This is a genomic window from Labrenzia sp. C1B70 (genome assembly GCF_000475395.1).
In the GTDB taxonomy this organism is placed as follows: Bacteria; Pseudomonadota; Alphaproteobacteria; order Rhizobiales; family Stappiaceae; genus Roseibium; species Roseibium algicola.
Genome location: NZ_AXCE01000002.1, coordinates 225956 through 239198 on the forward strand (window position 1 = coordinate 225956; position 13243 = coordinate 239198).

The following is a 13243-nucleotide window of genomic DNA, read 5'->3' on the forward strand; positions in this document are numbered from 1 at the left end:
TGACAATGCTGGTAACGATCTGGGAAGAAATATCGGCGAAGAACGGAAGGTCTGTGAAATGTCAGTGGACAGATGTCTTGCAGGCAAAGTTTCATCCACCTATATAGCGGTCAAGCTTCGCGCCAAATCATGAGCCTAGCGTTCTGGCGCGATGTCCGGGGGAACCCGGAACCCAACTGAGAGGAGCCGGAATGACGCCTTTTTGGGTCTATCCGGTTTGCTAGAAAGAGAGGCAGATATGGCAAAGGTCATTGGTATCGACCTCGGCACGACGAACTCGTGCGTCGCCGTCATGGACGGCAAGGATTCCAAGGTAATTGAAAACGCAGAAGGCGCCCGCACCACCCCGTCGATGGTGGCCTTCTCCGACGATGGCGAGCGTCTCGTCGGCCAGCCGGCAAAACGCCAGGCGGTCACGAACCCGACCAACACCCTTTTTGCAGTCAAGCGCCTGATCGGTCGCCGGTACAGCGATCCGACCGTCGACAAGGACAAGAAGCTTGTCCCGTTCGAAATCGTCAAGGCCGACAATGGCGACGCATGGGTGGAAGCCAACGGCGACAAATACTCCCCGTCCCAGGTGTCCGCTTTCATCCTTCAGAAGATGAAGGAAACCGCAGAGAGCTATCTCGGCGAAAAAGTGACCCAGGCGGTGATCACCGTTCCGGCATACTTCAACGACGCGCAGCGCCAGGCAACCAAGGATGCCGGCAAGATCGCGGGTCTTGAAGTCCTGCGCATCATCAACGAGCCGACGGCAGCAGCGCTTGCCTACGGTCTCGACAAGAACGACGGTAAAACCATCGCGGTCTACGACCTTGGTGGCGGTACGTTCGACGTCTCCGTCCTGGAAATCGGCGACGGTGTCTTCGAAGTGAAGTCCACCAACGGCGACACCTTCCTCGGCGGTGAAGACTTCGACATGGTTCTCGTCGACTACCTCGCGTCCGAGTTCAAGAAGGACCAGGGCATCGACCTGAAGAACGACAAGCTGGCCCTGCAGCGCCTGAAGGAAGCTGCGGAAAAGGCGAAGATCGAACTGTCGTCCTCTTCCCAGACCGAAATCAACCTGCCGTTCATCACGGCGGACGCTTCCGGTCCGAAGCACCTGACGCTGAAACTCACCCGCGCCAAGTTCGAGTCGCTGGTTGAAGATCTGGTCAAGCGCACCATCGAGCCGATGAAAGCCGCTCTGAAAGACGCAGGTCTTGCTCCCGGTGAAATCGACGAAGTGGTTCTGGTCGGCGGCATGACCCGCATGCCGAAGATCCAGGAAACCGTGAAGACCTTCTTCGGCAAGGACCCGCACAAGGGTGTGAACCCGGACGAAGTCGTGGCCATGGGCGCTGCGATCCAGGCCGGCGTTCTGCAGGGCGACGTCAAGGACGTTCTGCTGCTCGACGTGACCCCGCTGTCGCTCGGCATCGAAACGCTTGGCGGTGTCTTCACCCGTCTGATCGATCGCAACACGACGATCCCGACCAAGAAGAGCCAGGTGTTCTCGACCGCTGAAGACAATCAGACGGCCGTGACCATCCGCGTCTTCCAGGGTGAGCGCGAAATGGCTGCGGACAACAAGATCCTCGGTCAGTTCGACCTGGTCGGCCTGCCGCCGGCACCGCGCGGCGTTCCGCAGATCGAAGTCACCTTCGACATCGACGCCAACGGTATCGTCAACGTGTCCGCGAAGGACAAGGGCACCGGCAAGGAACAGCAGATTCGCATTCAGGCTTCCGGCGGCCTCAGCGACAGCGACATCGACCAGATGATCAAGGACGCTGAATCCCACGCCGATGAGGACAAGAAGCGGAAGGAACTGGTGGAAGCCAAGAACCAGGGCGAATCCCTTGTTCATTCCACCGACAAGTCCCTGAAGGACTACGGCGACAAGGTTTCCGAGGACGACAAGTCCGCGATCGAGACCGCGCTCGCCTCCCTGAAGTCTGCTCTTGAAGGTGAAGACCTGGAAGACATCAAGGCCAAGACCCAGGCTCTGGCAGAAGCTTCCATGAAACTTGGCGAAGCCATGTATCAGGCAGCTCAGGCTGACGCCCAGGCAGAAGACGGCGAGGAAGCTGATCCGAAAGCCAAGGCCGAAGACGATGTCGTTGATGCGGATTTTGAAGAAGTCAAAGAAGACGACGACAAAAAATCCGCATAACCGAAAAATACCAGCCAGCCGTGTTCCGGCTGGCTGGTCCAATCCTGGCGCCGGTCGCTCGACTGCCTGATGAAAGGGCACTTGTGCGCGGCGCCTTCGCCGTAATTGGCGCCGGCATTTGCCAGGCCGCCAGCGGTGCAACAACAAGACCGGAAGATCTTGATGTCGAAACGTGATTTCTATGAGGTGCTGGGTGTTTCGCGTGAGGCGGACGAAAAAGCGCTGAAAAGCGCCTACCGCAAGATGGCCATGCAATTTCACCCGGACCGCAATCCGGGCGACGAGGCCGCCGAAGCCAAGTTCAAGGAAGTCAACGAGGCCTATGACACGCTGAAGGACAGCCAGAAGCGTGCAGCCTATGACCGTTTCGGCCATGCGGCCTTCGAAAACGGTGGTTTTGGCGGCGGCGGTGCCGGTGCCCACGACTTTTCCTCCACCATGTCCGATATCTTCGAGGAATTCTTCGGCATGGGTGGCGGCGGTGGCCGCCGGTCGGGCGGACGCGAACGTGGCGCGGACCTGCGCTACAATCTGGATATCACGCTGGAGGATGCCTTCACCGGAAAGACGGTGGAGATAGAGGTTCCCACCAGCGTTACCTGCGACGATTGCTCCGGTTCGGGCGCAAAGCCCGGAACCAGCCCGACTACCTGCCGCACCTGTGGCGGGGCAGGCCGCGTGCGTGCCGCGCAGGGCTTCTTCACTCTGGAACGCACCTGTCCGAGCTGTCAGGGACGCGGCCAGGTGATTACCGATCCGTGCGAAAGCTGTAGCGGCTCCGGACGCAAGACCCAGGAGCGCACGCTGTCGGTCAACATTCCGGCCGGTATCGAGGACGGAACCCGTATTCGGCTGGCAGGTGAAGGTGAAGCAGGCGTGCGCGGTGGCCCCGCGGGCGATCTCTATATCTTCCTCTCCATAAGGCCGCACGAGCTTTTCCAGCGCGACGGCGCCGATCTTTACTGCCGCGTGCCGATTTCCATGTCGACCGCGACCCTGGGTGGTCAGTTCGACGTGCCGACGGTCGAAGGGTCGACCAGCCGCGTGAAGGTGCCCGAAGGCACCCAGACCGGCAAGCAGTTCCGGTTGCGCGGCAAGGGCATGCCGATCATGCGTTCCAGCCAGCACGGTGACATGTATATTCAGGTCACGGTCGAAACACCGACCAATCTGACCCGACGCCAACGTGAGCTTCTGGCGGAATTCGAGAAGGAATCCTCCGGTGAAAATCACCCGGAATCGGCTGGGTTTTTCTCCAAGGTGAAGGATTTCATCGATAATCTCGGTGCATAAGCAGTCTGCAAAGGGTGACGTATGCGTGCAATATGTGCGCTTGCCCATGGCATCTTATTGCAATCACTCCTATATTCCCCGCGTGGGGGATGTGAGTGAGGAAAGATGCTGAAACGCAATAGCTCGCGCCGGGAAGCTTTTCGGGAAAAGCTTGAGAAGGCAAGTGCCGTTCGGGCGAAGGTGCTCGATGAAGTCAAATTCATCCGTTCCTGGGCTCAGAACCCGCTTCGAACCGGTGCCGTTGCCCCTTCCGGGCCAGAGCTCGCCGCCAAGATGGCGTCCTTTCTGACACCGCGTCCCCATTCAAGGGTTGTGGAACTCGGGCCGGGAACCGGCGTCGTCACGAAGGCGATTCTTGACCGTGGATTTTCCTCCCAACAGGTCAGGCTCATCGAGTATTGCCCGGAATTTTGCGAACTGTTGACCCGCAGATACCCCGGCCTGAAAATTGTCCAGGGTGATGCCTACGCCCTTGGCGCCACCCTCTCGCGCGCCGGCGATACGCTGTCGGCTGCGGAAGACCAGCGCCATTCGCTTGATGGCATCGTGTCGTCCCTGCCGCTGCTGACGCGACCGGAAACGGTCCGCAAGGCGCTGCTGGCGGAAGCTCTGGAAATTCTGAAACCGGGCGCGCCCTTCATCCAGTTTTCCTACGGGCTGGTCGCTCCGGTGAAGCCGGACAACCGCTCTGTCTCCGTCTTCAGTTCGGACTGGGTCTGGAAAAACCTGCCTCCGGCACGCGTCTGGGTTTACCGCAAGGCCCATTGAGGGCTCAGACGGCAGGGGACAGCGGGCAGGAAGCACTCCCATTTCCCGAAAAGCGCTCTAAACTTGCCCTCAGGCGGTTCACTGCGGTGCCACGCGCGAGCCGGACATATGTAGGGTAGGTTCTGATGCGCAATCCGAAGATCCTCGTTTGCTCGGGCTCGGTCCGAAGCGGTTCCTTCAACGGCAGACTGACGGCGCTGGCCGCCAAGAAACTTGCAATCCTGGATGCTCAGGTGACGCATCTGTCGCTGAAGGACTATCCGTTGCCGATCTACGACGGCGATCTGGAGGACACGAATGGCGTTCCGGAAAATGCCAGGAAACTCAAACGCTTGTTCCTGGCGCAGGATGGCATTTTTCTGTCCTGTCCGGAATATAACGCCGGTATCTCGCCGCTGCTGAAAAACACCCTGGACTGGATCAGCCGCGTGAAGGAACCGGGCGATCCCTACAAGACCAAGGTCTTTGCACTCGGTGCAGCTTCGGCCGGCGCGTTCGGCGGCATGCGCGGTCTGATCGGCATGCGCACCATTCTGGAAGTCGGCCTTGGAGCAATGGTCCTGCCGCAGATGGTGGCCGTACCCAAGGCGGCGGGCGCGTTCGACGACAAGGGCGAACTTTCCGATGAACGGGCAGGCGGCCAGCTCGACAAGCTGGTGGACGCACTTTTGCGGGCAACCCGGATCGAGATGTCGCACTGAGGCTTCGAATTGCCGGCAGAAATCGCCCTGAAAATGTGTGTCTTGAGCCGATTTCGGTCGGCTTCATAGCCGAGCTTAACAGGGCCGCATCCCATTGACTGCTTGGAAATACCGGATTTGCCGCCTACATAGGGCGGCAGACAAGATGACCATGAAGATTGCCAAGAGGATTGAATGAGCGAAACGCGCGAACCGGCCCAGTGGCACGGTACGACGATCATGATGGTGCGCAAGGGTGGCAAGGTGGTGATCGCCGGTGACGGCCAGGTCTCCCTCGGCCAGACCGTGATCAAGCACACCGCCCGCAAGGTACGCCTGCTGGCCAAGGGTGAGGTTATTGCCGGTTTTGCCGGTGCAACCGCCGATGCCTTCACCCTGTTCGAGCGCCTTGAAGCGAAGCTGGAACAGTACCCCGGCCAGTTGATGCGCGCCTGCGTGGAACTTGCCAAGGACTGGCGGACCGACCGCTATCTGCGCCGACTGGAAGCAATGATGCTGGTGGCCGACAAGAACGTGTCGCTGGTGCTGACCGGTACCGGCGACGTCCTGGAGCCCGAAGGGGGCGTCATGGGTATCGGGTCTGGCGGCAACTATGCACTTGCGGCCGGACGTGCCCTGGCAGATACCGACTTTGACGCAGAAACCATAGCCCGCAAGGCGATGGCGGTTGCGGCGGAAATCTGCGTTTACACAAACGCCAGCGTGACGGTCGAGTCGCTGGATACGGCCGAGTAAAGGCCGATGATTTCGTTTCGCCCCGTCACCGCCGAGGATTTGCCCATGCTGGCGAATTGGTTGGCGCGGCCGCACTGGCGGCAATGGTGGGGCGATCCGGACGAAGAGTTGAGCAATATCCGGGACATGGTCGAAGGCAGGGATACGACCCGGCCTCTCATCTTTCAGGAAGACGGCACCGACAAGGGCTATATCCAGGTCTGGTGTGTCGGCGATCAGCAGGGAAGCGCATTTGCGGCGGATTATCCCTGGCTGGAGCGGCTGCCGGCAGAGGCTGTCGGTGTCGACCTCTCGATTGCATTCGAGGAAGATCTGTCCCGGGGACTTGGAACAAGAACTTTGCAGGCGTTTGTCCGCCAGTTGCGCGAGGAAGGTCACGAACGGATCATCATCGATCCGGATCCGGCCAATCTCAGGGCCCTGAAGGCCTATCGCAAGGCGGGCTTTCAGGAGATCGAAGCGCTTCTGGGACGCACCGGCGACTGCCTGCTGATGGAACTCGTAAGTAAAGAAGGCGTGTCTTAAACAATGTCCGATTTTTCTCCGCGTGAGATCGTTTCCGAACTCGACCGCTACATCGTCGGCCAGAAAGATGCCAAGCGCGCGGTCGCAATTGCATTGCGCAACCGCTGGCGCCGCCAGCAGCTGCAAGGCCAGATGCGCGAGGAAGTTCTGCCGAAGAACATCCTGATGATCGGCCCGACCGGCGTCGGCAAGACCGAGATTTCCCGCCGTCTGGCAAAGCTGGCAAATGCCCCCTTCACCAAGGTGGAAGCCACCAAGTTCACAGAGGTCGGCTATGTCGGCCGCGACGTGGAGCAGATCGTCCGTGATCTGGTGGAAGCCGGCATCACGCTGGTGCGCGACCAGAAGCGCGAAGCGGTGAAGGCCAAGGCACACATGCTGGCCGAGGAACGCGTGCTGGATGCGCTGGTCGGCAAGAACGCAAGCCCGGCAACCCGGGACAGCTTCCGCACCAAGCTGCGCAATGGCGAGATGGACGAGAAGGAAATCGAGGTCGAGGTCCGGGCCCAGGCACAGATGCCGAGCTTTGATCTGCCGGGTATGCCGGGTGCCAGCGTCGGGGTGATGAATGTCTCCGATCTGCTGGGCAAGGCGTTCGGCGGCCAGACCAAGACCAAACGCACCACCGTTCGCGACAGCTACCAGCTCCTGATCAACGAGGAATCTGACAAGCTGCTCGACGACGACAAGGTGGTGGAAGAAGCAATCTCACTTGTCGAGAATTCCGGCATCGTCTTTTTGGACGAGATCGACAAGATCTGTGCCCGTGAAGGCCGTGCGGGAGCCGATGTCTCTCGTGAAGGCGTGCAGCGCGACCTGCTGCCGCTGATCGAAGGAACAGTCGTCTCCACCAAGCACGGACCGGTCAAGACCGACCACATCCTGTTCATCGCTTCCGGTGCATTCCACGTCGCAAAGCCTTCGGACCTTTTGCCGGAACTGCAGGGCCGCCTGCCGATCCGGGTCGAGCTGCGTGCGCTCGACAAGGACGATTTCCGCGCGATCCTGACCGAACCGGAAGCCAGCCTCATCAAGCAGTATGTGGCTCTGATGGAAACGGAAAAGGTCACGCTGAACTTTACAGAGGATGCCATCGACGAGATCGCCTCGATTGCGGTTGATCTCAATGCCTCTGTCGAGAACATCGGTGCCCGCCGCCTGCAGACGGTGATGGAGCGCATTCTCGACGAGATTTCCTTCACGGCGCCGGACCGTCCGGGTGAAGAGGTGGAGATCACGGGCAAATTCGTTCGCGACAACATCGGCGACCTTGCCAAGAACGTCGACCTGTCGAAGTTCATCCTCTAGGAGGCATGCGGAAAGACACCGGTTGAGCGCTTCGTGCGCGGCGATTTCGCCGCTTGCGGAGTGCGCGGACCGGTGGCAGCATGCGGCCCATGGTAGCTATCAGAAAAAGCAACGAGGAAGGCCACCGCCGGAAGTTCCTGGTCGTGGTCGACGAGACGCCCGAATGTGACCGGGCGATCGTATATGCCGCGAAACGGGCGGCCCGGACCGGCGGCGTCGTGACGCTGGTCTTCATCATTGCGCCTGGCGACTTCCAGCATTGGCTGGGGGTTGAAGACATCATGCGGGCGGAAGCCCAGGAAGAAGCCGAAGCAGCGCTTGCGAAAGCCGCCGAGCGCGTGCGGTCCGTTGCCCGTACCGAACCGGAATCGGTGGTGCGGGAAGGGACAAAGGCCGAGGAGATCATGGAGCTGATCGAGGCGGATGCCGACATCGCGATCCTGATCCTGGCGGCCAGCACGGGCTCTGAAGGGCCGGGACCGCTGGTGTCGTCGATTGCCGGAAAATCCGCGGGAACCTTCCCCATTCCGGTGACGATCGTGCCGGGTAACCTGGACGATGATTCCATCGCCGCGCTGGCTTGAAGAGCGACCGCAGGGCTGCCGGATTCAAGAAGACGGCTTGACCAGGCAGGATCTGCACCTATCTAGTTTTTAACGGTTCCAAACTGCCGAGAGATACGTTAGAAACATTCATCGGCGTTTTGCGATGGAGGTGAGGCGCAAAACGAAGCCGGCAACATGGGCGCGACCTGAAGCGCAAGGACGAGACAAGATGTTCATTCAAACCGAAGCCACTCCCAATCCGGCGACACTGAAATTCCTGCCGGGACGGGTTGTCCTGCCGGAGGGAACCTACGATTTCCGCTCCAGGACGGACGCAGGGGTGTCGCCTCTCGCACAGAAACTGTTCGACGTGCCGGGCGTGGTCGCGGTCTTCTTCGGCCACGACTTCGTGACCGTGACCAAGGACGAAACCGACTGGCAGCACATGAAACCCGCCATCCTGGGCGTGATCATGGAGCAGTTCATGTCCGGACAGCCGGTCATGGCCACCAGCGAAGCGGAAAATATCGAGGAAGGCGAATTCTTCGAGGCAGGTGACGCAGACACCGTCAGCACCATCAAGGAACTCCTGGAAACCCGGGTGCGTCCGGCTGTGGCGCAGGATGGTGGCGACATCACCTTCAAGGGCTTCAAGGAAGGCGTGGTCTATCTGTCCATGCGCGGCGCTTGCGCCGGCTGCCCGTCATCCACGGCAACACTGCAGCACGGCATCCAGAACCTGCTGCGTCACTTCGTTCCGGAAGTCGAGGAAGTCCGCCCGATCTGATCGGAGCATTCCTGAAGAATTTCAAAGGCCCGGCCTCTTGTCCGGGCCTTTAATATTTTCGACTCCCATTCTTTGTGGAAGGCAAGCCCCCCTTTGGACTTAGGTCCAAAGCCCCGCTCGACTCGCGGGCCGGGGCGGGGTAGTGGCATGTGGGACACGAAAACCATGAGCCAAACCGGAATGCGCGTCCTCGCCATCGATACAGCCCTTGCCAATTGCGCCGCCGCCGTTCTCGACGACGGTGACGAAACCGCGTGTTTCGAGGCGTGCGGCGAGGAGATCGGCCGCGGTCATGCCGAGAAGCTGATGGACATGATCGGTGAGGTCATGGCCGAGTCGTCCACCACCTTTTCCGAGCTCGACCGCGTTGCCGTGACCATCGGACCCGGCAGCTTTACCGGCCTTCGCGTCGGACTGGCGGTTGCCCGCGGCTTTGGTCTCGTGCTCGGAAAGCCGGTTGTCGGCGTAACGACACTGGCAGCCATTGCCCGTTCCGCCGTGCCGGGAGATGACGGCGGTCCCGTGCTGGTGGCGCTGACGGGAAAGGCAGACGAGGTCTACTGCCAGCTTTATCATGCGTCCGGCACCGCTGCCGATGAAGCCGGTGTCCGAACCATCGCAGATCTTGCGGCGAACCTGCCCAAGGACATAAGATTGGCAGGATCGGCATCGGAAAAAATCGCGATGGAGCTTGGGCTTCCGGAAAGCGCGATATTGTCCCGCAGCACTTTCCCGGGTATTCGGGATGTCGCGGAACTGGGGATCTCCGCCGATCCTTCGAGGTCATCCCCTTCGCCACTCTATTTGCGGCCGCCCGATGCGACGCCGCAAACGAAGGGAAGGATAGAACGGCAATGAGTTTTTGGTGGTTCTGGACCCAGCCGCCGGTGATAGAAGAGGCGCTGGACGAGGATCTACCGAAGATTGCCGACATCCACGCGCTTTGTTTCAAGCACAAATGGAATACGGACGAGCTTGCGCGGATGAAAGCGCACGCCGGGACGATGTTTCTGGTGGCACGCCGGGCGAGCCCCTATGGCACGCGCGCACCGCTTGGTTTCCTGATCGTGCGCACCGTTGCTGACGAAGCCGAGGTCATCACCATTGCGGTTCACCCGCGCCAGCGCGGCCGCGGCATCGGCAAGAAGCTGATGGAAGCCGGCCTGTTTCGGCTCTACGGTGAACGTTGCAAACACCTTTTTCTGGAAGTGGACGCAGCCAACGAACCGGCTCTGCTGCTGTACCGGGCGCTCGGCTTCAAGGAAGTCGGCAGCCGCAAAGGCTATTACAGCGACAGTGGAGGAGACGGCACCGCGCTTGTCATGCGCGTCGATCTTGGTTAAGCGCTGTAGCGGAAACGGATACGGTATCGGAAACAGACAGCGGACGGCATCGCAATGGCGGAAGAGCGGCAATCAACGCTAGCGGACTTGTGCATCGAAAAAGGTATGCGCATGACCGAACAGCGTCGCGTCATTGCCTCCGTCATCGAAGCCGCGTCCGACGAGCACCCGGACGTCGAGGAACTCTACCGCCGCTCCGTGGCGATCGATCCCGGCATTTCCATTTCGACGGTCTATCGTACGGTGAAGCTGTTCGAGGACGCCGGCATGATCGAACGGCACGATTTTCGTGACGGCCGGTCGCGTTATGAAACCGTTCCGGACGAGCATCACGACCATCTGATCGATCTGCGCTCCGGTCAGGTCATCGAGTTCCGCAACGAGGAAATCGAGGCCTTGCAGGAATTCATCGCCAAGAAGCTGGGTTACCGTCTGGTCGATCACCGGCTGGAACTTTATGGCGTCCCGCTCGATGTCCCGAAGGATAATCAGGGCGATGGCTGAGCTCAAGGCCGGGGTTATCATCTTCCTTCTGACGCTGGTCTCGCTGGTGCTGATCCCGCTTCAGTGGCTGGCGGTAAAGCTCGGGCTGAAGATGCAGCGAAAACTGCCCCAGCTCTGGCACCGGATCGCCACCCGGCTCGTGGGCATCAAGATCGAGCAGATCGGGGCCCCTGCCGTGGACCGGCCGTTGCTGATCGCCTCCAACCACGCATCCTGGGTCGATATCACCGTGGTCGGCTCGCTGATGCCTCTCTCCTTCATCGCCAAGTCCGAGGTTTCCGGCTGGCCCATTTTCGGCCTGTTCGCCAAGCTTCAGCGCACGGTGTTCGTCAATCGCACCCGGCGCACGGAAACAGCCCAGGTGGCCGATGCCATCGCCGATCGCATGGCTGCCGGCGACGCGATGGTCCTGTTTGCCGAAGGGACCTCCAACGACGGCAATTGCGTCCTGCCGTTTCGCTCGGCCCTACTGGGCGCCGCCACCCGTGCGGTCGGCGAGGACGAAACCTCGAAAGTCTGGGTGCAGCCGCTTTCGGTCGCCTATCAGGGCTTCTACGGCCTGCCGATGGGCCGGGCCCATCGGCCGCATGTCGCCTGGTATGGCGATATGGAACTCGCCGGCCATCTGTGGGGCATCTTTTCGCGCGGTGCACTCGACGTGGTGGTGCGCTGGGGCGAGCCGGTTCTGGTTGACCGGACAACGGACCGGAAAGCCCTGACCCGCCGTCTGGAAACGGAGGTTCGGGCGATGACGATAGCCTCGCTGCTGCAAAAGCCGGTCGACACCGAAGATTTCAGCGAAATCGAGACACTCGAGTTCTTCTCAAACGCGGAAAAAACCGCTAAAGCTGGCGCCTGAATTTGCAAGGTGCCGTCCGCCGCCGGTCTCAGGCGCGGGTCCCGGGCATGAAGGACGGATCGATCCTGTGCCTGTGCCGGGTGAACTGCCCGATGAAGGTACCGACATTCACGACATCCGGCCGCCTGAAAAAGGCCAGCGTATCAAGGCCATGAGGAGCCCCACGAGGAGCGAATGACAAGCCGCCCTGAACAAGACATGGAAACGAACGTCACCGCCGTTTCCGCCGCCGATATGACAGACGCCCGCAAGGGCGGAAACACCCGCAAGGTGTTCGTGCGTACCTATGGCTGCCAGATGAACGTCTACGACAGCGAGCGCATGACCGATGTGCTGGCACCGGAAGGATTCGAGGCGACGGACGATCTGGAAGACGCGGATCTTGTCATTCTGAACACCTGCCATATTCGTGAAAAGGCAGCCGAGAAAGTCTATTCGGAGCTTGGCCGCATCCGCAAGGTCAAGGAAGAGCGGGCTAAATCCGGCAAGGACATGATGGTGGGTGTCGCCGGCTGCGTTGCGCAGGCGGAGGGCGAGGAAATTTCTCGCCGGGCGCCGATTGTCGATCTTGTGGTGGGCCCGCAGAGCTATCATCAGTTGCCGTCCCTTCTGGAAAAGGCCCGCGCAGGCTCCAAGGTTGTCGAGACCGAGTTCGACATCGACGCCAAGTTCAATCACTTGTCGGAACGTGCCGAAAAGCAGGTTCTCAAACGCCCGCCATCCGCCTTCCTGACTGTGCAGGAAGGCTGCGACAAGTTCTGCACCTTCTGCGTCGTTCCCTACACGCGCGGGGCCGAAGTCTCCCGCTCTGTCGAACAGATCGTCAGCGAAGCCGAACGCATGGCCGCGGCCGGGGTACGCGAGATCACGCTCCTGGGCCAGAACGTCAACGCGTATCACGGCACATCGCCGGAAGGTGCCGTCTGGGGTCTTGGCCGGTTGCTGCGTCGTCTGGCGGAAATCGACGGTCTGGACCGGCTGCGCTACACCACCAGCCATCCGCGCGACATGGATGATGACCTGATCGAGGCGCATCGGGACCTGAAAAGCCTGATGCCGTATCTGCACCTGCCGGTGCAGTCCGGGTCCGACAAGATCCTGAAGGCGATGAACCGCCGGCACACGCGCGATGAGTATCTCCGCCTGATCGACCGCATTCGCGAGGTATCTCCCGACATTGCGCTCTCAGGCGATTTCATTGTCGGTTTCCCGGGCGAGAGTGACCAGGATTTCGAAGACACGATGGATCTGATTCGACAGGTCGGCTACGGCTCGGCCTTCTCGTTCAAATACAGTTCCAGGCCTGGTACGCCCGGCGCATCCATGGACGAACAGGTGCCGGAGGACGTCAAGTCCGCACGGCTGGCCGCGCTTCAGGCGCTGGTTGCCGAGCAGCAGAAGGCGTTCAACGCCTCGCGTCTGGGCATGACCTGCGATGTGCTTCTGGAGAAGACCGGCCGCAATCCCGGACAGCTGGTTGGGAAGTCGCCGTGGTTGCAGCCGGTGCAACTGGATGCACCTGAAGACCTCATCGGGTCGATACAAGCGGTGGAAATCGTCGACATCGGGTCCAATTCCCTGTTCGGGCGGCTGATTGCGGGGCAAGATGATCTTGGAAGGTCCGGACGCATCCCGGCTCCGGCGGCCTAAAGGAGACGTCATTTGACGCGCGACAGCCACTCTTCATCCCGCAAGTCTTCGGTACAATCCTCTG

Annotated in this window: 14 protein-coding genes; all 14 read left to right on the forward strand. The window is 60.6% G+C overall.

Annotated features, from left to right (window positions below; all coding sequences use genetic code 11):
- Window positions 1–238 precede the first annotated feature (238 nt).
- Window positions 239–2161, forward strand: coding sequence for a molecular chaperone DnaK (gene dnaK, locus Q666_RS35720; protein WP_022999135.1), 1923 nt, complete (start codon window positions 239–241; stop codon window positions 2159–2161).
- 162 nt (window positions 2162–2323) lie between these two features.
- Window positions 2324–3454 carry a molecular chaperone DnaJ gene (gene dnaJ, locus Q666_RS35725; RefSeq protein ID WP_022999133.1) on the forward strand — a complete coding sequence of 377 codons (1131 nt, stop codon included), beginning with the start codon at window positions 2324–2326 and terminating at the stop codon, window positions 3452–3454.
- A gap of 105 nt (window positions 3455–3559) precedes the next feature.
- On the forward strand, window positions 3560–4222 hold the full coding sequence (locus Q666_RS35730) for an rRNA adenine N-6-methyltransferase family protein (protein ID WP_022999132.1): 663 nt from the start codon (window positions 3560–3562) through the stop codon (window positions 4220–4222).
- Between the two features lie 125 nt (window positions 4223–4347).
- Window positions 4348–4923: an NADPH-dependent FMN reductase gene (locus tag Q666_RS35735; protein ID WP_022999131.1), complete on the forward strand. Its 576-nt coding sequence runs from the start codon at window positions 4348–4350 to the stop codon at window positions 4921–4923.
- A 174-nt stretch (window positions 4924–5097) separates the two neighbouring features.
- Window positions 5098–5658 (forward strand): ATP-dependent protease subunit HslV, encoded by a 561-nt coding sequence (hslV, locus tag Q666_RS35740; protein ID WP_022999130.1) that lies wholly within the window; start codon window positions 5098–5100, stop codon window positions 5656–5658.
- Window positions 5659–5664: 6 nt separating this feature from the next.
- Window positions 5665–6183, forward strand: coding sequence for a GNAT family N-acetyltransferase (locus tag Q666_RS35745; RefSeq protein WP_031268713.1), 519 nt, complete (start codon window positions 5665–5667; stop codon window positions 6181–6183).
- A 3-nt stretch (window positions 6184–6186) separates the two neighbouring features.
- Window positions 6187–7491: an ATP-dependent protease ATPase subunit HslU gene (gene hslU / locus Q666_RS35750; protein WP_022999128.1), complete on the forward strand. Its 1305-nt coding sequence runs from the start codon at window positions 6187–6189 to the stop codon at window positions 7489–7491.
- Between the two features lie 89 nt (window positions 7492–7580).
- A complete protein-coding gene (locus tag Q666_RS35755; protein ID WP_031268712.1) occupies window positions 7581–8075 on the forward strand; it encodes a universal stress protein in 495 nt (164 codons plus the stop codon).
- A gap of 190 nt (window positions 8076–8265) precedes the next feature.
- On the forward strand, window positions 8266–8823 hold the full coding sequence (locus Q666_RS35760) for a NifU family protein (protein WP_031268711.1): 558 nt from the start codon (window positions 8266–8268) through the stop codon (window positions 8821–8823).
- A 180-nt stretch (window positions 8824–9003) separates the two neighbouring features.
- Window positions 9004–9681 carry a tRNA (adenosine(37)-N6)-threonylcarbamoyltransferase complex dimerization subunit type 1 TsaB gene (gene tsaB, locus Q666_RS35765; protein ID WP_031268710.1) on the forward strand — a complete coding sequence of 226 codons (678 nt, stop codon included), beginning with the start codon at window positions 9004–9006 and terminating at the stop codon, window positions 9679–9681.
- Complete coding sequence (gene rimI, locus Q666_RS35770) at window positions 9678–10166, forward strand: ribosomal protein S18-alanine N-acetyltransferase (RefSeq protein ID WP_022999124.1); 489 nt, start codon at window positions 9678–9680, stop codon at window positions 10164–10166. Before tsaB ends, rimI begins: the two co-directional genes overlap by 4 nt.
- A gap of 54 nt (window positions 10167–10220) precedes the next feature.
- Complete coding sequence (locus Q666_RS35775) at window positions 10221–10670, forward strand: Fur family transcriptional regulator (protein ID WP_031268709.1); 450 nt, start codon at window positions 10221–10223, stop codon at window positions 10668–10670.
- Window positions 10663–11529: a lysophospholipid acyltransferase family protein gene (locus Q666_RS35780; protein ID WP_022999122.1), complete on the forward strand. Its 867-nt coding sequence runs from the start codon at window positions 10663–10665 to the stop codon at window positions 11527–11529. Before Q666_RS35775 ends, Q666_RS35780 begins: the two co-directional genes overlap by 8 nt.
- A 234-nt stretch (window positions 11530–11763) precedes the next feature.
- Entirely contained in the window at window positions 11764–13179 is a 1416-nt protein-coding gene (miaB, locus tag Q666_RS35785; protein ID WP_152533260.1) for a tRNA (N6-isopentenyl adenosine(37)-C2)-methylthiotransferase MiaB, read from the forward strand.
- Window positions 13180–13243 lie beyond the last annotated feature (64 nt).